Origin of the sequence: Bacillus sp. RZ2MS9 (genome assembly GCF_001816185.2) — a bacterium.
GTDB lineage: Bacteria > Bacillota > Bacilli > Bacillales > Bacillaceae_G > Bacillus_A > Bacillus_A cereus.
This window is the reverse complement of the sequence record NZ_CP049978.1, coordinates 2,967,256-2,989,420: the sequence shown is the minus strand read 5'-3', so window position 1 is coordinate 2,989,420 and position 22,165 is coordinate 2,967,256. Positions and strand designations below refer to the sequence as shown.

Genomic DNA, 22,165 nt, shown 5'->3' with positions numbered 1-22,165 from the left:
TAGAAAAGCCTATTTTAAAATAGGCTTTTTCATATGATTAAATAGTAGAAATGGAAAGAAGGAATATAACATTATTATACAGAATATTTAGATAATAGGAGGTGTCGAATTTTGAGTGAAATTGAATTAAAGAGTAATGTAATTAAGACAGGGAGAGAGAAGGGAATTATTCTTCGGTTTATACTTGCTAGTCTCGTTGGAGTGTTTATGTTTTTCGTTCCTGTTACGATAAACGGTGCATCGTCTATTATGATTGATCATATCGTATCGTGGATTAGGGCTTCGGTTCCAGGCGTAGTACCTTATTATGCATTGTTCGTTATGGCGATTGGTGCGATTTATCCATTTTATACGAAGAAATGGAATGCATCTATCATAGACATTTGTTTTTCTATTTTAAAAGTAGTTGGCGTTGTTTTTGGCATATTATATTGTTTAAAAGTAGGACCAGCTTGGTTCTTTGCGCCAGATGTTGGACCGTTTTTGTATGAGAAGCTAGTCATATCAGTAAGTTTGCTCGTTCCAATTGGCTCGGCGTTTTTAGCGTTATTAGTCGGATATGGATTGCTTGAATTTATCGGTACATTTTGTCGGCCGATTATGAGGCCATTATGGAATACGCCGGGGAGATCGGCGATTGATGCAGTTGCGTCCTTCGTTGGAAGTTATTCGCTTGCCCTTCTTATTACGAACCGCGTGTATAAAGAAGGAAAGTATACGACAAAAGAAGCGGCGATTATCGCTACAGGATTTTCTACAGTATCCGCTACATTTATGATTATCATCGCAAAAACATTAGATATTATGCATTTATGGAATGTTTATTTTTGGACTACACTTGTTGTAACATTCATCGTGACTGCTATCACCGTAAGAATCCCGCCCCTCAGTAGAAAACCAGATACATATGTAACAGAAGAAGGGTTCCCAGAGCCTGTTTATAAAGAGAAAATGTTAGAACGTGCTTGGGAAGATGCGTTAGAAGTATCAAAGTCTGCACCGAGCATTATGAAAAATATTGCAGTGAATTTAAAAGATGGATTTATTATGACGATGGGAATTTTACCATCTATTATGTCAGTAGGATTAATTGGTATCGTCTTAGCGAAGTTCACGCCAATATTTGATTGGATTAGTTATAGTTTCTATCCATTTACATGGCTATTACAATTACCGGAAGCAGAATTAGCTGCTAAAGCCGCATCAGTTGGTATTGCAGAAATGTTTTTACCGTCATTATTAGTAGTAAGTGCACCAATTGTGACAAAGTTTGTCATTGCAGTTGTTTCCGTATCATCTATTTTGTTTTTCTCCGCTTCCATTCCTTGTATATTATCAACAGATATTCCATTAAAAGTATCTGAACTTATTATTTTATATGTGCAGAGAACGATTTTAACGTTACTTATTATTACGCCGATTGCTTATTTATTGCTTTAAAGTTTTAATAAGATAAAGTTATAAAAAAGAAGCCGTCTGTAAAAAGAGGGCTTCTTTTGTTTAAAAGCGGGATATTCTTATTTATTTTTCGTATACGACGTAACGCTTCTTAAGAAGATTCCTAGTCCCGCAAAAAAGAACCCTAAGCATAATAAGCTGCCTGGCGTTCCCCAAGTAATTTGATCTAGCATTTTTTATCCCCTCCCGTTTATCATTATATAGAATTTATTGGAAATTATCAAAAAATTATTTTTTTGAGGGTTACTGATGAGTCTTCCTACCTTATACGAGAAGAATATATTTGAAAAGAATTCTTCGCTCTATATTTTTATATTATTATAATACGTTTTTTGTTCTTGTGATATAGTAACAACAAAGGGGGCTTAAAAATGGAAATTATTCACGAAAGAGCAAAGTTGCGGTTAATGGATAATACTGATGTCGAAACTTTGTTTTCGATTGTAGAAGGAAATCGGGATATTTGGGCGTATTTAATCTCTAAAATGGATAGTGTGCAAGATATGCAACAATACGTTCAAAAAGCGATAAAAGGTTACGGAAGAGGTAATCAAATACCTTTCGTAACCGTAGATCAACAGTCGAATAAGATTGTAGGAAGTACACGTTTATATAATATTTCAGTAGAAGATAAGACAGTTGAGTTAGGGCAAACGTGGTATCATCCGAGTGTACAACGTACGAGTATAAATACAGAGTGTAAGTATATGCTTCTCCAGTATGCTTTTGAAAAACTGCATATGCTGAGAGTGCAAATTAAGACGGATGCAAGAAATGAAAAAGCACAACGAGCAATTGAAAGATTAGGCGCAGTAAAAGAAGGTGTGCTTAGAAATGAAAGAAAATTACCGAATGGTTATGTGAGAGATGCGGTGGTGTACAGTATTATCTCGAGTGAATGGCCAGGCGTAAAAGAACAATTGTTAGAAAAATTAGAGTTATATAAAGAAAAGTTATAATTCGTGTTTTGAAAGGTATATTGTTCGTGAGACATGAAAAATATACCTTTTTTCTTACAAAATGCTACTTTATTTTAATTCCTTTTGTTTCATCGTTCCCTTCTGAGAAAAAATTCGTTACAATGTAGTTGTATGGTAATAAACTTAGGAATTTAAAAAATGTAATGAAAACCGCAAATGAAAATGAATTGATAATCCTCAATTTTAAATGAAAACCCTTTTATACATAAATAACAAGTAAAGTTCCTTCTTTTAAATAAACTCAAACAAAACGATTTGATATAAATGTTTTTATAGAAGTATGGATGATGTACGGAGGCAATTACAAATGAAAGAAAATAAGAAGAGTAAGAAAAGACGAATCTTTCAAGTATTTTTACTAATGATTTGTTCTGCTATTTTATATGTAAGTTATGCAGCTTACGATATTTGGAGTTATCGTTTTAAAGCAAATGATGACGTGAAAACGGATGCTGGTATCGTACTAGGAGCAGCTTCGTGGAACGGAAAACCATCTCCTGTATTTAAAGAAAGAATTAATCATGCGATTTCTTTATATAAGAACGGAAATATTAAAAAGATTATTTTTACAGGTGGTACAAAGTTCGAGGCAGAACTTGAGGAAGCACGTACTGCAAGAGTATATGCAATGAAACAAGGTGTAAAAGAGGAAGATATTTTAATTGAAACTAAATCCCTTTTCACCGAAGAAAATTTAAAAAATGCGAAGCAAGTTGGAATAGAGAACGGAATACGCACATACACGATTGTAAGTGATCCACTTCATATGAAACGCGCAATGAGAATTGCAAAACATATTAATATTGAAGCGTATGCTTCACCAACGCCGACATCAGCATATAAAACGTTAGACACAGAAATTCCATTCTTCTTTAAAGAATTATTCTCGTATATTGGATATGTAACCTCTTTGCCATTAAAGGCATTGAAGGGAGATTAACATAAGAAAAGAACCTATCCTTAAATAGGAACTTTTCTTATTAGTCAAAAACATTGTATTTTTATCGGAATAGTGAAACAATAGAGAGGTAGCTTCATATAATCATAATGAAAAAGTGAGCGGTTGATGAATCGAACATAAAGGAGATTATAGTATGGCACTCTCATTTGTTGAAACAGAAGAACAATCTTTCATTATTGCACAAATAAATAAATTGATTCCGAAGTTCATGGAAAGGGAGCATCAGCTAAGTGAATTGGGATCATTTCCGTATGAAAATATAAATGATTTGAAAGATATCGGATATACGAAATTAACGTTACCGAAGGAATTTGGTGGTAGTGCGATTTCTTTATATGACTTTGTTTTATTTCAAGAGAAAATCGCGGAAGGCTGCGGAGCTACTGCATTATCGATTGGCTGGCATCTTGGCATTGTGAAAGAGCTAGCGGAAAATCGCTCTTGGAATGATGAGATGTTCAAATGGTTTTGCGAAGAAGTACGTAATGGTGCGCTCTTTAACAGGGCAGCAACAGAACCGAAAACAGGGAGTCCGACGCGTGGCGGCAAACCAGAAACAATAGCGGTTCAACAAGGCGAGAAGTGGGTTATAAATGGAAGAAAAACTTTTACAACGATGGCGCCAGTACTTGATTATTTTATTATTTCAGCAAGTATGGAAGGCCAAGAAGAAGTTGGTGAGTTTGTTATTCCAAGAAATACACTCGGTGTATCTATTGAAGAAACGTGGGATAGCGTTGCAATGCGAGGGACTGCTAGCCACGACCTTGTCTTACAAAATGTAGAGATAGAAAGTCGCTTTTTTACAGATATAAAAGGCGGGAAAGTAAAACAAAAGGGTGTTGGCTGGTTGCTACATATACCAGCATGTTATTTAGGAATTGCACAATCAGCAAGAAATTATGCAGTTCAATTTGCGGAATCATACAAGCCAAACAGTTTAAACCATTCTATTAGTTTATTGCCGAATGTTAGAAGATTAGTTGGAGAATTAGAACTCGAGCTTATGCAAGCTCGCGTCTTTTTATATCAAATTGCGAAAAAGTACGATGAGGCAGAAGATAAACTATCACTGCAAGCAGAATTAGCAGCCGTGAAATATGCTGCAACAAATGCGGCGATATCTATAGTGGATAAATCGATGCGCATCGTAGGAGCAAAAAGTTTATCAGAAAAAAATCCGCTCCATCGTTACTATTTAAACGTCAGAGCAGGACTGCATAATCCACCGATGGATGATGCAACATTGTCTATGCTGGCGGATGCGGCGTTTCGGTCGTGATGTTTTAGGGATTCAACAAAAATAGCAGGACCTAATTCATTTAGGTTCTGCTATTTTTGTTCTGTTTCGCTGTACTTCAGGGTTTATTTATTATATGTAGTATAGAATAATTATGGAAGTCACATTAGAAGGTGATGAGAAACTTGATATAATTATTGAGTTTAGTTTTTTGTATTTAAGTTAAAAAGGCAGCTGAAATAAATTTTAATTGCAAACAAATAAAATTTGGTAAAGTACAAACTTACAAAAATATCGTTGTGAATTTATGGATATTTTTGTAATGATTCACCCATGGTTATCAGCGATTAAAAAATCGAATGCAGAGAATTACAAATAGAAGAAAAAATAAAAGGTTACTATTTATTAGTTAAAAGTAAAGTAACCTCTAGATAAAATGCATTTTCGATTGTTAGATACAAGTAACAATGGAAAATGTATTTTATTTTTGTTGAAATATGTTTAGGAATTAAATCAGTTGCTGTTTTTACTTAACGCTGCTGAATACTTTTATAAGATACAACTTAAAAGTACAGTATAAATAGTGTTTGTCATAGTATATATGTAGCATTCATATTGTAATAAAAGTATTACTATATTTTCTTATAAGGGAGAGGAAAGAGTAGTGCGTTATGATACACATATGGCTACATCTGTTGCAATAGGGGCTACACTTTCATTTATATCAGGTTATCCTTTTTCATTTGGATATGTAACAGGAATATTGTTAGGAAGTCTTTTGCCAGATATTGATGAACCAAATTCATACATAGGGCGACGTTCTTTGGGCGTTGCAAAATTTGTAAAAAAGAAACTTGGACACAGAGGTCTTACTCACTCTTTTGTGGCCTGGATTATTATCTCTCTTTTGTATTTTATTTTCCAGTATTCTTTTTTGCTAGGAATAAGCATGGGATATTTATTTCATCTTATGGGAGATTATTTTACTCATCAAGGAGTACGTTTATTTCTTCCATTTGATAATAAGCGTTATAAAGCTCCATTTACTTTTAAGGTAGGCTCTTCTTTTGAAAATGTGATTTTTTGGATAGCTATGTTTAGTTTTGTTTTATTATTAATAAATGGATTGGCCCTTTCCTTTGTATACTCAACAATCCAATTACTCAGTAGCATGATTATAAGAATTGGAGCGATGTGAAATGTATAACAAACCGCTTATTGTTCATGCAAAAAGTAAAAAATTATATGTGTTAGACTGGCTTGATCCCGAGCGAGAAGTAATGAATAAGCTTTTACCATTTACTGATGTAATTCAAACCCCTGAGCGAGTAAGCACTTTTCTTATTTCCCCTTTTACTTTGTGGACGGCTGCTGCCAAAGGTTTAGTAACTGAGGATATTCTGCAAGTATTAGATGAATACTCTTATACGAAAATTTCGGTTACGTTTAAAGAGGAAATTCGGAGATATATGCAAGCGTATGGGACACTGGAGTTTCATGAAGAGTGTGGTGATTTATTACTTGTAGCCAAACATGAAAGTGTTATCAAGAAAATTCAAGGTATTAAATCTATTGAATCTAAAGTAATTGGGAATCCAAACTCTTATTCCAAATTGTTTGCAATGCGTCATCGAATACAAATAAAAAAAATATTATTTAATCATGATTTGTTCGTCAAAGATTATACTTTCAACCCAGGAGAGCCATTAGGTGTTCACTTAGTTTCTCGAACATATGGTGGCAAGACTTTCATAATAAGAGATTATCAAAAAGATGCTGCTGAAGCATTTCGGAAATATGAGAGTAAAGCTAGTGGAGGTGGGACAATTATTATGCCACCTGGAGCTGGAAAAACGATTGTAGCGCTTAAGATAATGGAATATTTTCAGACTATGACCTTAATACTTGTTGAAAATCAGGAAAGTGCAGAACGTTGGAAACAAGAGTTATTAGACAAGACGGATCTTACAGAACATTATATTGGGATATATGAACTGAAAAACAAAAAAAAATATCCTGTTACTATTGGTACATACGCAGATATTGTTAAAAATATGGATATATTTAATGGTTATGGTTTTGTCATCTATGATGATGCGCATAAGTTACCTGCTAAAACTTATGAAAGGACAATTGAGATTCAAACACGTTATAGGTTGGCACTAGCATCTACGCTAGCAAGAGCGGATGAACAAGGGGCTAAGGTTTTTGCTTTAGTTGGACCAAAATGGTATGAAATATTGCATCAAGAATTGATTAGAAAAGGGTATAGTGTCCCTATTACTTGTATAGAAATGCGTATACCACTTTCTACAGAAATGAAGCAACAATATAATAGTTATGGTAATAATACAAATAAAAAAAGGGAATTAGCTGCGTTTAATACCCAAAAAGATAATATTGTTAAAGAATTATTAATGAAATATACAAAAAAACAAACGGTAATTACATCCTATCGTACAGAGTTAATAGAGAAGTATAGAAAACTTTTTGACATAGATAGTATATATGGGAAGAGTGATGAAAAACAAAACGAAGTATTGATTAAGCAGTTCAATGATAGGCAGATTAGTTGTTGCAATATTTCTTCTTTAAAAGCGGAAAAAGTCCTATTAAAAGGAGTGGAGGTTATTATTGCCACATCGTATCAACAAGGATCTGAAAGGGAAGAATATTTAAGGGTTGGAAAACTTCTCCCGAAGGAGGAGGGGAAAGAAGAGGGATTTTTATATTCTCTTGTGTCAGATGGAACTATTGAAGAAAACGATTATAGAAAGAGGAGGGTTAGTCTTCTTCATTATGGATTTCCATATAAGGTACACAAAGCGGGATGGATAGGAAAACAGGAGGAGAAATGATATGAATCTAACCGAGGCATTAAAGCAGTTAGATCAATCAGTTATTATTAGTATTGCCAAAGAGTTGAAGCTTATGAATGAAAATGATAATTTTTCAACAAAGTGGATAATATCACAAATTGCAAATAAACTAACGGGCATAAATTATTTGCAAAAGTTTGTTTTTCCTTGTCTCTCTAGTGAGGTGCAGAACGAAATGATATTTTATAGTTATAGGAGTCAGTTACTATCGGAGGTAAGTATTCGAGAGTTATCTCGTTTTGGTATAGTAATTAATAAAAAAATCCCATCAGATATACAAGAAGAAATACGAAAACAAAGTAGGACGTATGTGATAAAAGTTTTCGCAGAAGAAACAAAAAAGGTAATGTATACACCTTTTTTGAAATGTATGTTGTTTTTTTCTTATGTTGCAAAGGTTCCACAATTTGTATGCAAGCAAACAAAGAATGATAAATTTGTTAGAAAAGCAATACAAAGCTTATATTTTTGCGAGGAGGAACGAGTGTGGATTTATAAATTCCTAGACTATTTTGTGTGTACTGGAGTTCTACAAAAACAAGATTCGAAGTACAGTGTAGATGATGATGGGCTATTGATTTGGAGAAAAAGAGATATTGCTACAAATTTAAAACGATTCTATCAGAAACTAAGTCCTAACTTTTCTGTATCCTGGCTACAAAGCGTAGGGCAATATCAAGAGAGTCCAGAGGAATGGATTGACCTAAATATTTTATCAGTTGAAAACTTAGGGTATAGTTTGGCAATTCGGTATGGATTGGTTGAGCAGATAGAGAAGGAAAGTCGAAAATTTGTACGGTTAACACCGGAAGGATGGTGTTTAGCTAAAGGTATAAGTCACCCTAGTTGGAATGAGAATTCTTTTGTAGTTTCTGCGGGATTTGAATTGTTTATTCCTTATCATATTGACCCATTTCTTATTATGGAAATAGGATGTGCACTTTCATTAAAAGATAGTGATTATTTCCTAGTTTATGATTTAATGTCAATACAAGAAGAGAAAAAATATTCTGTTTGTAGAGATAGTCGTCAAATTTCTTATACTATATTAAATAAATCCACGTATATACCAGATGTAGTACGATATGATTTAGAACATTTTATTTGATGCTATAAATTGTTGTGGGTTTTGAATAGAGAACATTTAATATTAAACATTATAAGAAGATGGAAGAGTTATTCATTGATTCGCTAATTAGATCCCTTGCTTAACTCAAAATAAGCAGGGGATATTGATGAATTTGAAGTTGATAATATAATTATCGTTATCAACAAAATTTAAAGATTAATAGGTATTTTTACATTTAGAATTGATGAAATAGTAATAAATTGAGTCGTTAGGGATAGATGTATGGGAAACTTGGTGTATATTTTTAAATGGTAAAATGTAAAAAATAAGAAACTGAAATAAAGTAAGTATAAAGGGAGGCTTTTTCATAAGAAATATATTAACACTTTTCATAGATAGAATAAAAACTATAAAAGAAAAAGCTATGTTCTTACATATTGATTAAAAAATCTTTCTTTTCATTCTTCTTTTTTAAGTTTTAAAGGAGAAAGCTAGGCTTCTTATTTTTACTAATGTTATAATAAGAAAAAAGCACGAAAAGAGGTCATCTCATGCTAGAGGTTATTGCAACATGTTTAGAAGATGTAAAACGAATTGAAAGCGCTGGCGGGAAGCGGATTGAATTAATTTCATCTTATACAGAAGGTGGTTTAACACCGAGTTATGCTTTTATAAAAAAAGCGGTAGAAGCGGTAAGTATCCCAATTCATGTTATGATTCGTCCGCATGCGAAGTCTTTTACATATAAGGAAGAAGAAATTGAAATGATGAAAGAAGATATTATAGTTGCACAGAAGTTAGGAGCAGCTGGTGTAGTATTGGGCGTATTAAATGAACGAAATGAAGTGGATGAAGAGAAATTAGCGGACTTACTATCTGTTGTAGATGGAATAAATGTAACGTACCACCGTGCGATAGATGATATAGAAAATCCAGTAGAAGCGATGAGAACTTTAAAGAAGTTTCATAAAGTGACTCACGTTTTAACTTCAGGTGGACAAGGAAATATAGTAGAGAATATTCCGGTGCTTACAGAAATGCAAAAGGTAAGTGATGGTCAAATTCAGCTTGTAGCTGGAGCTGGCGTGACGAAAGAAAATATAAAGCGATTGCTAGATGAAACTGGAATCACGCAGGCGCATGTCGGTACAGCGGTAAGAGAAGGAAAATCATGTTTTTCTGAAATAGATCCTAATTTAGTACAAGAATTAGTTGAAATAATAAAATAAGTGCTTAAGAAAGAGGAGAAACGATGAAGGAAAATACAAAGAAAGAATTATTCTCTTGGGCTAAAACGATAGGTTTTACCCTTGTATTAATTGCTATTATTCGCGGTGTTTTATTTACACCTTCTTTAGTGCAAGGTGAATCAATGATGCCCACTTTAAAAAATAACGAACGAGTTCTCGTGAATAAGATTGGTTATAGTATAAGTGGATTAGATCGCTTTGATATTATCGTCTTCCACGGAAAAGAAGGATACGATTTAGTAAAACGAGTAATTGGTTTGCCAGGCGATACAGTTGAGTATAAAAATGATGTTTTATATGTAAACGGAAAAGCGATGGAAGAACCATATTTAAAAAAGTTTAAAGAAAAAGCAGTAGGTCGTGTATTAACTCCAGACTTTACGTTAGAACAAATCACTGGGAAAACGAAAGTGCCAGAAGGCCAAGTATTTGTTTTAGGGGATAATCGTGAAGTTTCTAAGGATGGTCGCATGTTTGGCTTTATTTCAGAAGATGAAATTGTCGGAAAAGGACAAGCTGTTTTCTGGCCGTTGGAACAAGTAAGAGCGTTATAAAGTGTGGTGAAGTATGGGAGAGATATTCTTCCATACTTTTTTATTTGCTTAAAATCTATTGATTGAATTGAAAGAATATTTTATAATTTTAAATTATATGTTTGTTTCGAAAAACGGAATTTAAGTTCCGTAATTTGGAACGAAAGGGAGATAGAATGAGTATAAATAAAACGGCAGTTAAGACAATGGATATTTTAGAGTTGTTTTATGAGCATGAAGAGCTAAGTTTAACTGAGATGGTTCAGCTTACAAATATGCCGAAAACATCTGTTTATCGTTTAATTGGTTCGTTGGAAGAGATGGCGTTTTTACAAAAAAACGAAAAGGGGAAATATCGTTTAGGGGTCGTATTTTTACGGTTCGGTCAACTTGTTTCACACCGATTATCAGTAAGAAATATAGCAATTCCTTATATGAAAGAACTTAGAGATAGTTTAGGACAGGCAGTTAATTTAATAATTCAAGATGATAATGACGCAATTTACGTTGAAAAGATGGAGGGTGTTCAGCCGGTACGCGTGTATACGGCGGTTGGAAGAAGAGCACCGCTTTATGCTGGTGCATGTCCAAGAATTTTACTATCGTATTTCTCTGAGGAAGAGAAACGGAGATACATAGAGGAAGTGGATTTAAAACAGTTTGCAGATGGAACAATCGTGGATAAGGAACAATTGTTAGAAGTGTTGCAAATGGCAAAAAAGGAAGGCTACACAATTAGTTATTCTGAGTTAGAAAATCATACAGCCGCGATAGCAGCACCCATTTTCGCGAGCGATGGAACGGTTGTGGCAGGCATTAGTATTTCAGGATTAGCAATTGAGTACAGCGAAAGTAACATTTCATATTTTATTGCGAAGGTGAAAGAAACAGCGCATCGCATTTCGAAAGAACTCGGCTTTTTGGCATAGAAAGAGGGAGTAGGATGAAATTTTCTGCGTTAGGGGATCAAGCAATTATTGTTACATTTGGTGAAGAAATTAAGATGGGTATATATGAGAAAGTACAGCGGTTATTTAAAGCACTGCAGCAACATCCGTTTGCAGGAATGATTGAGTGTGTTCCGTCGTTTACTTCATTAGCTGTTTACTACAATGTATACGAAGTATGGAAGAGAAATGAGAGAAGTGAAAGGTCATATGATTACGTTCGCCAGTATATAAAGGAGCTGTGTGATTCTTATAAAGAAGAAGTAAAACAGGATGTGAAACATATTTCTATACCAGTGTGCTACGGGGGAGAATATGGACCTGATTTAGAAGAGGTCGCGCATTATCACGGTTTACAAGTAGAAGATGTGATTCGAATACATAGTGAAACTACATATTTTGTATATATGCTTGGTTTTACACCAGGGTTCCCGTATTTAGGAGGACTATCAAAAGAATTAGAAACACCTAGAAAAGAAACACCACGATTACAAATCTCTCCTGGTTCAGTAGGTATTGGGGGAAATCAAACAGGTATTTATCCGCTTGAAACACCAGGTGGATGGAATATTATCGGCCGAACACCTATTACTCTATTTAATCCGAAAGAAGAAATACCAACATATATTCAAAGTGGTATGTATTTACGATTTATCCCGATAACGAAGGAAGAGTACGTATCGCTTGAGGGGGCTAAAGAATGGATGTAGAAGTTTTGCATGCAGGAATGTTTACAACAGTCCAAGATTTAGGGCGATCTTATTATCAACAGTTTGGTGTACCTGTTGGGGGTGCTATGGATAAAAATGCGCTTAGGCTCATCAATATGTTAGTCGGTAATGAAGAGAATGAAGCAGGATTAGAAATGACGATTTTAGGTCCTAATTTGTTAATAAAGAAAACGACTTTACTCGCAATTGGTGGGGTTGATATGGAACCGTTGTTAAATGGAGAACGTATCCCATTATGGCGTCCCATTTTAGCGGAAGAAGGTAGTATGCTTTGTTTTGGAAAAGTGAAAAATGGTTGTAGAGCGTATGTGACTTTTGCGGGTGGTATACATATTGAGCGTGCAATGGGAAGCAAAAGTACGTACATACGTGCTACGATTGGTGGTATAGAAGGAAGAATGCTGCAAAAGGGTGACTACTTCCAAATTGGTGCACAATCAGAAATGGCGAATCGTTTCATTCAAGACTTACAAAAAGATGAGCGTATAAAAACGAAATGGGCAATTAACAACAGCGTACTACCAAAGTATAAGAAACATCCTAAGCTTCGTGTCATAGCTGACTTTGAATACGATCAATTTACAGAAGAAAGTAGAAAGGCATTTTTTACGAAAGAGTATAAGGTATCTAATTATGCTGACCGTATGGGCTACAGGGTTGAGGGAGAAGTTTTAAATAGGATTGAAGAAAAAGAGATTTTATCGAGTCCTGTTACATTTGGAACCATTCAAGTTCCTAATGGTGGACAGCCGATTATATTAATGGCAGATAGGCAAACGACAGGTGGCTATCCGAGAATGGGAAATATCATTTCAGTAGATTTACCTCTTCTTGCCCAGCTAAAGCCGGGGGACTATGTTTCTTTTGAGAAAATTACGCTTGAAGAAGCGGAACAATTGTACATAGAACAAGAAGTAAATATGAATCTATTAAAGAAATTCATTGCTTTACGAAGCTGGAATTAGGAGGAATACATTGTGACTACAATCGATTTAAACTGTGATTTAGGAGAAAGTTTTGGAGCTTATAAAATGGGGAATGATGATGAAATTCTTCCGTTCGTTTCCTCTATAAACGTTGCTTGCGGTTTTCATGCGGGTGATCCGTCTATTATGCGTCAAACTGTTGAAAAAGCTTTGGAGTATAACGTAGCAATAGGGGCGCATCCTGGATTTCCTGATTTAATTGGATTTGGTAGAAGAAACATGAATGTTTCAGCAAGTGAAGTATACGATTATGTTTTATATCAAATCGGCGCATTAGACGGGTTTGTAAAAGTGGCTGGTGGGAAGATGCATCATGTAAAGCCGCACGGTGCCTTATATAATATGGCGGCGTCTAATCCGGAAATTGCAGATGCAATCGCAAAGGCAATTTATCATATAAATCCAAGTCTATTACTTTACGGATTAGCAAATAGCGAGGCGTTTATACAGGCTGCAGAAAAATACAATGTAACTCTCGTACAAGAGGCTTTTGCGGATCGTACGTATAAGCAAGATGGTACATTAACGAGCCGTACAGAAGAAAATGCGCTTATAAAAGATGAAGACGAAGCGATAAAGCAAGTACTTCAAATGGTGAAAGAAGGCCATGTAAATTCGATCAATGGAGAGAAAGTAGCAGTTCAGGCGCAAACGATTTGTTTACACGGTGATGGGGAAAAAGCAGTGCAATTTGCAGAAAGAATATACAGAACATTCGGGTATTATGGTATTTCTATATGTGCACCGAAATAAAAAATGAGGGGAAGTGTTGGAATTGGTGAAATTAATCGGGATATTATTAGTGGCAGTGGGCTTTTTATTTAGATTAAATACACTTTTAGTAGTTATGGTTGCAGGTATTGTTACTGGTATGGTTTCAGGATTAAGTTTTTATGATGTGATCAGCATGTTCGGTAAATTTTTCATAGAAAATAGATATATGTCTATGCCAATTATATTAACTTTACCGGTAATCGGAATTTTAGAGCGTTACGGTTTAAAAGAAAGAGCCGAAGCACTTATAACGAAATCAAAAGGAGCAACAACTGGAAGAGTATTAATGTCATATTTTACGATAAGAGAATCATCAGCAGCACTAGGGCTTAATATTGGTGGGCATGCGCAAACAGTAAGGCCGCTCGTTGCACCGATGGCAGAAGGGGCTGCGCAAGGTAAATACGGTAAACTTCCTGAAAAATTAAGAGAAAAGATTAAAGCAAACGCAGCTGCTGCGGAAAATACAGCTTGGTTTTTCGGAGAAGATATTTTCATCGCAACTGGTGCTATTTTATTAATGAAAGGATTCTTCGATTCAGTAGGTATGCATGTCGGTGTATGGGATATGGCACTTTGGGGCATTCCGACAGCAATATCTGCACTTATTGTAAGCTGGATTAGATTTAGAAGGTTTGATAAATATATAGAGAAAACAATGAAGGCAGAAGGAAAAGAAGAGAAGGAGGCAATCTAATATGAACATCATCACAATGGATACAATCTATTATGTATTAGGGATAATTGTTGCTTTTATCGCTGTTCGTATCGCATTCGATCGTGAACATCCAAACAGATTCGGTTCTAGTTTATTTTGGGCATTGTTTGCAGTTACATTTTTATTTGGAAATGTAATTCCTTCGTTTTACGTTGGCTGTATCGTGCTCGCTATGGTCGTTTTAGCTTCGCTAAATAAAGTGACAAAATCAGAGGAAAAAGAAGTTCCAGTACAAGAACGTGTAAAACATGCTGAGAAATTAAAAAATAAAATTTTTATGCCTGCACTATTAATTCCTATTTTTACAATTATCGGTACGTTGACGTTAGGGAAAATTAAATGGGGAAATGTCTCTCTTGTTGATCCAGATAAAGTAACTTTAGTTGCATTAGCGCTTGGTGCATTACTCGCATTCGTCGCGGCGATGCGTATTACAAAATCGAAAATAACAACGCCTGTTCAAGAAGGAAGCAGACTATTACAAGCTGTCGGCTGGGCTGTTATTTTACCACAAATGTTAGCGGCACTTGGCGGTATTTTCGCGAAGTCGGGCGTTGGACAAGTCGTTTCTGATTTAGTCGGACAAGTGTTACCGACAGAGTATCCGTTCGTTGCTGTTATGGCGTACTGTTTAGGCATGATGCTATTTACAGTCGTAATGGGAAATGCATTCGCAGCGTTTGCTGTTATTACTGGCGGAATTGGCTTACCTTTAATAGTTCAAATGCACGGCGGAAACCCAGCAATTATGGCAGCACTCGGTATGTTTGCTGGATATTGCGGAACACTGCTTACGCCAATGGCAGCAAACTTTAATATCGTACCTGCGATGCTTTTAGAGCTAAAGGATAAAAATGCGGTTATTAAAGCGCAAGTACCAATTGCTCTTTCAATTTTTATCATAAATATGTTTATTATGTACGGCCTTGTATATCGTTTTTAATTAGGAGGATAAAACTATGAAAACAGTATTATTAACAGGGTTTGATCCGTTTGGCGGAGAAAATATCAATCCAGCTTGGGAAGTAGCAAAAGGTTTGCATGAAAAAACAATTGGAGAATACAAGATAATAAGCAAACAAATACCAACTGTATTTCATAAATCAATAAGCGTATTAAAAGAGTATATAGAAGAACTAGTGCCGGAAATTACTATATGTATCGGACAAGCTGGGGGCAGACCAGATATTACGATAGAACGTGTCGCAATTAATATTGATGATGCAAGAATTGCTGATAATGAAGGGAATCAGCCAGTAGATGTACCGGTTGTAGAAGAAGGAGCGATTGCGTATTGGTCTACACTTCCGATGAAAGCAATCGTAAAAAAACTTCGCGAAGAGGGCATACCGTCATCTGTTTCACAGACGGCAGGCACATTCGTTTGTAATCACTTATTCTATGGACTTATGCATGAATTAGAGAAACATGATAAGAAAATAAAAGGCGGATTCATTCATATTCCGTTTTTACCAGAACAAGCGAGTAATTATCCAGGGCAACCGAGTATGTCACTTTCTACTATTAGTAAGGGAATAGAATTGGCAATTGAAGTAACGATGACAGTTGAAGTAGATATTGTAGAGATTGGGGGCGCAACGCATTAAGTAAAATGAATTGTACAACACCTCCTGTAAACAACTGGTATAATAAGAATAGGAAAATACATAGAGGTGATTTTTGTGCAACAATTTGAAGAAGTACGTTTAATTTTAGAAAAAGCGAAGAAAATTACAGTATTAACAGGCGCTGGTGCAAGTACGGAAAGTGGTATCCCAGATTTCCGTTCAGCAAATGGATTGTATGCTGATGCGAATGTGGAGATGTATTTATCAAGAGGGTACTATAACCGAAGTCCGAAAGAATTTTGGAAGCATTATAAAGAAATCTTTCAAATTAATACGTTCCATCAATATAAACCAAATCGTGGACATCGTTTTTTTGCTGAGCTAGAAGAACAAGGGAAAGATATTACGATTTTAACGCAAAATATTGACGGTTTACATCAATTAGGTGGCAGTAAACATGTCATTGATTTACATGGAACACTTCAAACAGCACATTGTCCGAAGTGTAAAGCGGGATATGATTTACAGTATATCATTGATCATGAAGTGCCGCGTTGTCAGAAGTGTAATTTCATTTTAAATCCAGACGTTGTTTTATACGGAGATACACTGCCTCAATATCAAAATGCGATGAAACGTTTATATGAAACAGATGTACTTATCGTTTTAGGAACGTCGTTAAAAGTACAACCTGTCGCTTCATTCCCACAAATCGCAAAGAGGGAAATCGGGGCAACGACAATTTTAGTAAATGAAGAGTTAACAGGACAAGAATATAACTTTGATTTTGTTTTTCAAAATAAGATTGGTGAGTTTGTTGAAGGGTTATCTTCAATAAAATAAATTATCGAAAAAACTGAGGTATCCACCTCAGTTTTTTATTTGGGTAATCGCTGTATTAAGCAACATGAAAACAGGTCGATAATGTAGTAACCACATCTCTATAATTTATAAAAAAGGTTTTAGTCGGCAAAATAGCAGAATAGGAAGAAATGTTTTCTTTAACCAATAAACAATCGTCATAAAGTAAGCTAATATGTAGCTGTTGTAAAGGTTCTATTTCGTTTTGCTTTAAGTATAAAACTAAATCGTTAAAAAGTTGTTGCCCATATTCATCTACAGAACGTTCTAATGAAAGTTGACCTACTATGCTAGTCCACCATACTTGAAAACTACATACTAATTCTTTAAAAGAGTCTTCATTACATAATTGGGTGTTAAAAAGCTTCTCATAGAAGATATGGTTTTCTTCATGAAAAATTTGTAAATCATATCGGTTGTTAGCAATTTGTTTGCGAAGTGAATGCCATAATTCTTTGAAATTTGTTTCAAAGTCACTTGAGAAATGTAATGTTTTTGCTATGTAAGGAAAACGTAAATTTCCTTTTTTCTCTTTTTGGTTGAGATACATATTTTGAATGTAAATCATAAAGTTTAAACAATGGGACGCATTAGTATGTATTGTAAATGAATCTGTCATTTTCGTTCGCTCCTTAAGTAATGTCTTTTATGAATATATTTCTTTAGTATACAAAGAAATGTAAACTAATGGTATAAAAATCAATTTGCCCCATTTTTCTTTTAGAATAATATTCATTTTATTTTGCATTCAGGGAATGGTAATAAATAGGATATAAAAATAGAAAACTGAAAATTAAATCTTTTATTTCTTTTATAATTAATATAAAATTCTATATATATCATATAAATAAATTTGATACATAATGACTTTGCGTAGAAATGTTAATAGAATGAAGCGAGGGAGCGAAATGAGACAGAAAAAGGAGCAGAAAAAACTATCGAAAAAGAAAAAGACTCATATTCCATTTCGGTTAAATGTACTATTTTTTATTGTCTTTCTTTTATTTTCAGCTATTATAATTCAATTAGGTAAAGTACAAATCATTGATGGAGAAACGTATAGAAATGAAGTAAATAAAAAGGAAGATGTAACGGTAAGCACTCCCGTTCCTAGAGGGAAAATGTTTGATCGGCAAGGTCACGTTATTGTAAATAATAAACCATTGCGAACCGTTACATATACGAAAATGAGAGGAGTAGACTCGAAAGAAGTTTTACAAGTAGCAAGAGATTTAGCCAAACTAATTGAAATGTCGCAAGAGGACATAGACAAGTTAACAGAAACAGATAAAAAGGATTTTTGGATGCAGTTAAATGAAAAGCGGGCAGCAGCGAAAGTAACGAAAGAAGATGAGAGTAAATTTAGAAAGCAGGAGATAGAAGGGAAAGAATTAGATAAAAAAGTTGAAGAGTTACGGAGGGAAAGAATTACACAAGAAGAATTAAGTGAACTTTCAAAAGAAGACCTAGAAGTACTAGCCATTAAAAGCAAAATGAATGCGGGATATAAAATGACGCCGCAAATCGTTAAAAAAGATGTAAGTCAAAATGAATATGCTGTCGTTAGTGAAAGGTTGGCAAGTTTACCGGGGGTAGATACGACAGTAGATTGGGAACGTGAATACCCAAATGATAAAATACTGCGCTCTATACTAGGTAGCGTTTCTAATGAAAATGAAGGGTTGCCAAGAGAACAATTAGATTATTATTTAGTTCGTGATTATAATCGAAACGACCGTATTGGTAAAAGTTACATTGAAAAACAATACGAAGATGCACTACATGGAACGAAAGAACAGTCTAAAAATATTATGGATAAAGCAGGGAAGATTGTTCGAACAGAAAAAGTGACTGAAGGAAAAAGTGGAAATAACTTGATGTTAACAGTCGATATGGATTTACAGAAAAGAGTAGAGGGAAGCCTTGAAAAGAATTTACGAGCCTTTCATGCTGCAGAGCCGATGATGGATCGTGCGTTCGTAGTAATGATGAATCCGAAAAACGGTCAAATTTTATCAATGGCAGGAAAGAAAATTGTAAATAAAGATGGCGGTATGCAAATAGAAGATTATGCATTAGGAACGATGACAAGTTCTTATGAGTTAGGGTCAACTGTAAAAGGTGCTACTTTATTAACTGGATATCAAACAGAAGCGATTAAGCCGTATACACATTTCTTTGATGCGCCAATGTATTTTAAAGGAAGTTCTAAGCCGAAGAAATCGTGGAAAGAATTTGGGGATATTGATGATTTAAGAGCTTTGCAAGTGTCATCGAACGTTTATATGTTTAATACGGCTTTAAAAATGGCAGGCATTAATTATGTCCCAAACAATCCATTAGACATTAAACAAGAAACATTTAATAAAATGCGCTACTATTTTAGACAATTTGGCCTAGGTGTGTCGACTGGTATTGACCTACCAAATGAATCAATCGGTCAAGTAGGTAGAACTGATAACATACCTGGATTTTTACTTGATTACGCGATTGGACAGTATGATACATATACGCCGCTTCAGCTTGCGCAATATATTTCAACCATTGCAAATGGCGGTTACCGAATGAAACCACAAATTGTACAAGAAGTGAGAGAGCAACCGAATAGACCAGAGGATGTAGGAAAAGTCGTTCGGTCGATTGAACCAGTTGTATTAAATAGAGTGGATATGGACACTTCGTACATTAATCATGTAAAAGAAGGATTTAGAAGAGTTTTTCAAGAAGCTGACGGAACAGGTACCGGAACGTTTAAAGGTCTACCATATAAACCAGCGGGAAAAACAGGAACAGCTGAGACAGTATATGGTGGAGAAAGTGATATTGGAAGAGATGAGAACAACAACCGAAAAAAATGTTATAATTTAACTCTTGCCGGTTATGCACCATATGATGCTGATCCGGAAGTAGCTTTTTCAGTTGTTGTACCATGGGTGAATGATGATAAATCAGGAATTAATTCTGCGATTGGTAAAGAGATTTTGGATGCGTATTTTGAATTAAAAACAAATAGATCAAATACAAATTCAATTCCAGTAGAACAACCGAACAAGACACAGTAAAAATAGTATCACTGCATGGAAACATATTGTGCAGTGATATATTTTTTGAGTTAAAAAGCGCTTTATAAGGTGGGAATGGATATGAAAAAGGAGATTAAGAGAGGCTGGGGAAAGTACATACTATTTATATTGGTGATAGTCATAGGCTACCATTCTTTTACTTTATGTAAGGTGGAAGGGGAATCGATGCAGCCGACTTTATATGAAGAAGACTACGTATTTGTAAATAAAGCAGTAGTACGTCTTTCTAATTTACAACACGGAGAAATTGTCATTATAAAGGAAGCGGATGAATCGAAATATTATGTGAAACGTGTAATAGGGCTTCCTGGTGATGTAATTAACATAACGAACGGAAAGGTATATGTGAACGATAAAAAGCAAGAAGAACCATATACAAACAAAGATTTATTTAACAACACACAAGTGTTTTATAACTTTCAAAAGACAAAAATTCCGCCAAATAAGTTATTTGTAATGGGAGATAACCGCGAAGTAAGTAGAGATAGTCGAAATGGCTTAGGATATATTGAAGAAGATAACATAATTGGCAAGGTGGAATTTGTATATTATCCTTTTTCAAAATGAAAATAATAGAATAAGTGGGAAAGGAGCAAAACCCCACTTATTAAAGTTTCACTTATGCGAGGTGATTATATGTTTCAGAAATACAATTCATTGGTCATAATTGTAATATGCATGATATAACTTTTCTTATTATGAAAGAGTAGAGAACATATGTAAACGGAGCAAAAAGGAGGTGGCTTTGCCACCTCTTTTTGTTAGCTACAAATCGCCTTAATCATAAAACGATGTTGCTTCACATCAAAATAACCTTTTTGTAAGATGATTTCATGTATACGATATAATTCCTCACAATACCTTTCAACAGTAAAATCAGGAATTTGCCACGGAATCGCTTTTAAATAATAGACGATAGCGCCAATGTCATAAAAGCGTTGGAAAGGGAATTCCTCTTTTGCATCTAAGATAGTAAATCCATTTTGCTTTAACTCACTGCATGCGGTTTCGAGAGACCAACTTGCAAATTCGCTATTTAGTGGTGAGCCAAACTGCTCATTAAGTTCCGCGCAATCAAGACCGCCAACTTGTTGTGTAAGAAAAACGCCACTTGGAGAAAGAATTCTGTTTACCTCAGAAGCAGCATACGATTCATGTTGATTTATAATTAAATTAAATTGACCATCTTGAAATGGCAAAGCAGTATCATCGGTCACTTCTACAACGGCAACCCCTAAAGGCTCTAATTTCTTTCGAGCAATTGGCACATTTGGAGCGTAGCCCTCAGTAGCGAATATAGTTGACGGGAACGGTTGTAACATAGATAAAAACTCTCCGCCGCCAGTACCCATATCGAGCATTGATTCTGCACGTTGCATAAGCTGAAAAGCAGTACTGCCGTATGACCACGATAAAGGCTCGCTCTTCATTCGACCTGTTTCTGAAATGAAAGAAAAATCCCAGCCGCTAAAATGTGTATTTGCACTTTCTAATAAAGTTAAAAATAATGGATCACGTTTCATAATTATGTCCTCCTATTTTTTTAATGGATGATATGATGAGAAAAGAAAAAGGGAGGACCTCTTATTAAAGTGGAACGGTTTTATGTTTCGTGTTCGAATAGATTCATATAAAGTTACTCCTTGTGAGAATTGTTATTTATATATTCGGGTTAATTGAGTGAAAATCCTTTGAGGGTATAAAAGAAGGCAGTTGTTTAATGAAAAAATAAATTGAGTTATCTACTTTTATAGTATAATTGTTCATTCATACGCATAAAAAAATTATTCTCTCCATAAAATAGTAAAATTATATTGGAGGTTGAATTATGAAAAAATTTAGTTTATTTTCAATAACCTTGATGACTTTTGGAATGTTATTATTTGGATTAAATAGGATAATAGATAGCTATTCTGAGCCTATTATCCTATTAGGGTATATTTCTTTTTTAATTGGAGTGGTTCTGAGTATTATAGCGATTGCTAGACGTGAAGATGGAAGATTAAAATTCATATCACTTATCTCTTTCTTTGTTTTCCTGTTTTTCATTACTTGGTTTGAGTCGTTTCAGGTACTACGAATTATTACTTGGCTAAAAAATATCTATTAAAATTTAAATTGTTGGTA

Annotated in this window: 22 protein-coding genes; 20 read left to right on the top strand and 2 right to left on the bottom strand. The window is 34.7% G+C overall.

Going from position 1 to position 22,165, the window contains the following annotated elements; genetic code table 11:
* The first annotated feature begins 111 nt into the window (after positions 1–111).
* The 17 genes from BHV55_RS15335 to BHV55_RS15255 all read left to right on the top strand — a co-directional run bounded on the left by BHV55_RS15335 (position 112) and on the right by BHV55_RS15255 (position 16,937).
* The gene (locus tag BHV55_RS15335) at positions 112–1,440 is read left to right on the top strand and encodes a YjiH family protein (RefSeq protein WP_048568575.1); all 1,329 of its coding nucleotides are present in this window, start codon (positions 112–114) and stop codon (positions 1,438–1,440) included.
* A gap of 389 nt (positions 1,441–1,829) precedes the next feature.
* Positions 1,830–2,417: a GNAT family N-acetyltransferase gene (locus BHV55_RS15330; protein ID WP_000402584.1), complete on the top strand. Its 588-nt coding sequence runs from the start codon at positions 1,830–1,832 to the stop codon at positions 2,415–2,417.
* Between the two features lie 328 nt (positions 2,418–2,745).
* Positions 2,746–3,378 (top strand): YdcF family protein, encoded by a 633-nt coding sequence (locus BHV55_RS15325; RefSeq protein WP_000662216.1) that lies wholly within the window; start codon positions 2,746–2,748, stop codon positions 3,376–3,378.
* A 154-nt stretch (positions 3,379–3,532) separates the two neighbouring features.
* Complete coding sequence (locus BHV55_RS15320) at positions 3,533–4,681, top strand: acyl-CoA dehydrogenase family protein (RefSeq protein WP_048568576.1); 1,149 nt, start codon at positions 3,533–3,535, stop codon at positions 4,679–4,681.
* A 622-nt stretch (positions 4,682–5,303) separates the two neighbouring features.
* Entirely contained in the window at positions 5,304–5,837 is a 534-nt protein-coding gene (locus tag BHV55_RS15315) for a metal-dependent hydrolase (RefSeq protein ID WP_065703774.1), read from the top strand.
* A gap of 1 nt (position 5,838) precedes the next feature.
* A complete protein-coding gene (locus BHV55_RS15310; RefSeq protein WP_070756653.1) occupies positions 5,839–7,497 on the top strand; it encodes a DEAD/DEAH box helicase family protein in 1,659 nt (552 codons plus the stop codon).
* Between the two features lies 1 nt (position 7,498).
* Entirely contained in the window at positions 7,499–8,626 is a 1,128-nt protein-coding gene (locus BHV55_RS15305; RefSeq protein ID WP_065703778.1) for a hypothetical protein, read from the top strand.
* Between the two features lie 512 nt (positions 8,627–9,138).
* The gene (locus tag BHV55_RS15300; protein WP_048568578.1) at positions 9,139–9,816 is read left to right on the top strand and encodes a copper homeostasis protein CutC; all 678 of its coding nucleotides are present in this window, start codon (positions 9,139–9,141) and stop codon (positions 9,814–9,816) included.
* Between the two features lie 23 nt (positions 9,817–9,839).
* Positions 9,840–10,391, top strand: coding sequence for a signal peptidase I (lepB, locus tag BHV55_RS15295; protein ID WP_000662498.1), 552 nt, complete (start codon positions 9,840–9,842; stop codon positions 10,389–10,391).
* Between the two features lie 155 nt (positions 10,392–10,546).
* A complete protein-coding gene (locus BHV55_RS15290) occupies positions 10,547–11,299 on the top strand; it encodes an IclR family transcriptional regulator (protein WP_061655639.1) in 753 nt (250 codons plus the stop codon).
* A gap of 14 nt (positions 11,300–11,313) precedes the next feature.
* A complete protein-coding gene (gene pxpB / locus BHV55_RS15285) occupies positions 11,314–12,027 on the top strand; it encodes a 5-oxoprolinase subunit PxpB (protein WP_000672276.1) in 714 nt (237 codons plus the stop codon).
* Positions 12,018–13,013 carry a 5-oxoprolinase subunit C family protein gene (locus tag BHV55_RS15280; RefSeq protein ID WP_070756650.1) on the top strand — a complete coding sequence of 332 codons (996 nt, stop codon included), beginning with the start codon at positions 12,018–12,020 and terminating at the stop codon, positions 13,011–13,013. Before pxpB ends, BHV55_RS15280 begins: the two co-directional genes overlap by 10 nt.
* 12 nt (positions 13,014–13,025) lie before the next feature.
* Positions 13,026–13,787 carry a 5-oxoprolinase subunit PxpA gene (gene pxpA / locus BHV55_RS15275; RefSeq protein WP_070756647.1) on the top strand — a complete coding sequence of 254 codons (762 nt, stop codon included), beginning with the start codon at positions 13,026–13,028 and terminating at the stop codon, positions 13,785–13,787.
* 22 nt (positions 13,788–13,809) lie between these two features.
* Positions 13,810–14,505, top strand: a complete 696-nt coding sequence (locus BHV55_RS15270) for a DUF969 domain-containing protein (RefSeq protein ID WP_000239809.1) — start codon at positions 13,810–13,812, stop codon at positions 14,503–14,505.
* A 1-nt stretch (position 14,506) separates the two neighbouring features.
* Entirely contained in the window at positions 14,507–15,469 is a 963-nt protein-coding gene (locus BHV55_RS15265; protein ID WP_001021658.1) for a DUF979 domain-containing protein, read from the top strand.
* A 16-nt stretch (positions 15,470–15,485) separates the two neighbouring features.
* Positions 15,486–16,133 carry a pyroglutamyl-peptidase I gene (gene pcp, locus BHV55_RS15260; protein ID WP_070756644.1) on the top strand — a complete coding sequence of 216 codons (648 nt, stop codon included), beginning with the start codon at positions 15,486–15,488 and terminating at the stop codon, positions 16,131–16,133.
* Between the two features lie 75 nt (positions 16,134–16,208).
* A complete protein-coding gene (locus BHV55_RS15255; RefSeq protein WP_070756642.1) occupies positions 16,209–16,937 on the top strand; it encodes an NAD-dependent protein deacylase in 729 nt (242 codons plus the stop codon).
* A 55-nt stretch (positions 16,938–16,992) separates the two neighbouring features.
* Here BHV55_RS15255 and BHV55_RS15250 read toward each other — a convergent pair whose 3' ends face one another.
* Entirely contained in the window at positions 16,993–17,574 is a 582-nt protein-coding gene (locus BHV55_RS15250; protein WP_000132284.1) for a hypothetical protein, read from the bottom strand.
* A gap of 289 nt (positions 17,575–17,863) precedes the next feature.
* Between BHV55_RS15250 and BHV55_RS15245 the strand changes: the two genes are divergently transcribed.
* Together BHV55_RS15245 and lepB (BHV55_RS15240) are read left to right on the top strand one after the other, a co-directional pair.
* Positions 17,864–20,017, top strand: a complete 2,154-nt coding sequence (locus tag BHV55_RS15245; RefSeq protein ID WP_070756640.1) for a peptidoglycan D,D-transpeptidase FtsI family protein — start codon at positions 17,864–17,866, stop codon at positions 20,015–20,017.
* Between the two features lie 81 nt (positions 20,018–20,098).
* Positions 20,099–20,605 carry a signal peptidase I gene (gene lepB, locus BHV55_RS15240; RefSeq protein WP_047225414.1) on the top strand — a complete coding sequence of 169 codons (507 nt, stop codon included), beginning with the start codon at positions 20,099–20,101 and terminating at the stop codon, positions 20,603–20,605.
* A gap of 194 nt (positions 20,606–20,799) precedes the next feature.
* On the opposite strand, the gene BHV55_RS15235 is transcribed toward lepB (BHV55_RS15240), so the two are convergent.
* On the bottom strand, positions 20,800–21,561 hold the full coding sequence (locus BHV55_RS15235; RefSeq protein ID WP_000817569.1) for a class I SAM-dependent methyltransferase: 762 nt from the start codon (positions 21,559–21,561) through the stop codon (positions 20,800–20,802).
* Between the two features lie 305 nt (positions 21,562–21,866).
* Between BHV55_RS15235 and BHV55_RS15230 the strand changes: the two genes are divergently transcribed.
* Positions 21,867–22,148, top strand: coding sequence for a hypothetical protein (locus BHV55_RS15230; protein WP_070756637.1), 282 nt, complete (start codon positions 21,867–21,869; stop codon positions 22,146–22,148).
* Positions 22,149–22,165 lie beyond the last annotated feature (17 nt).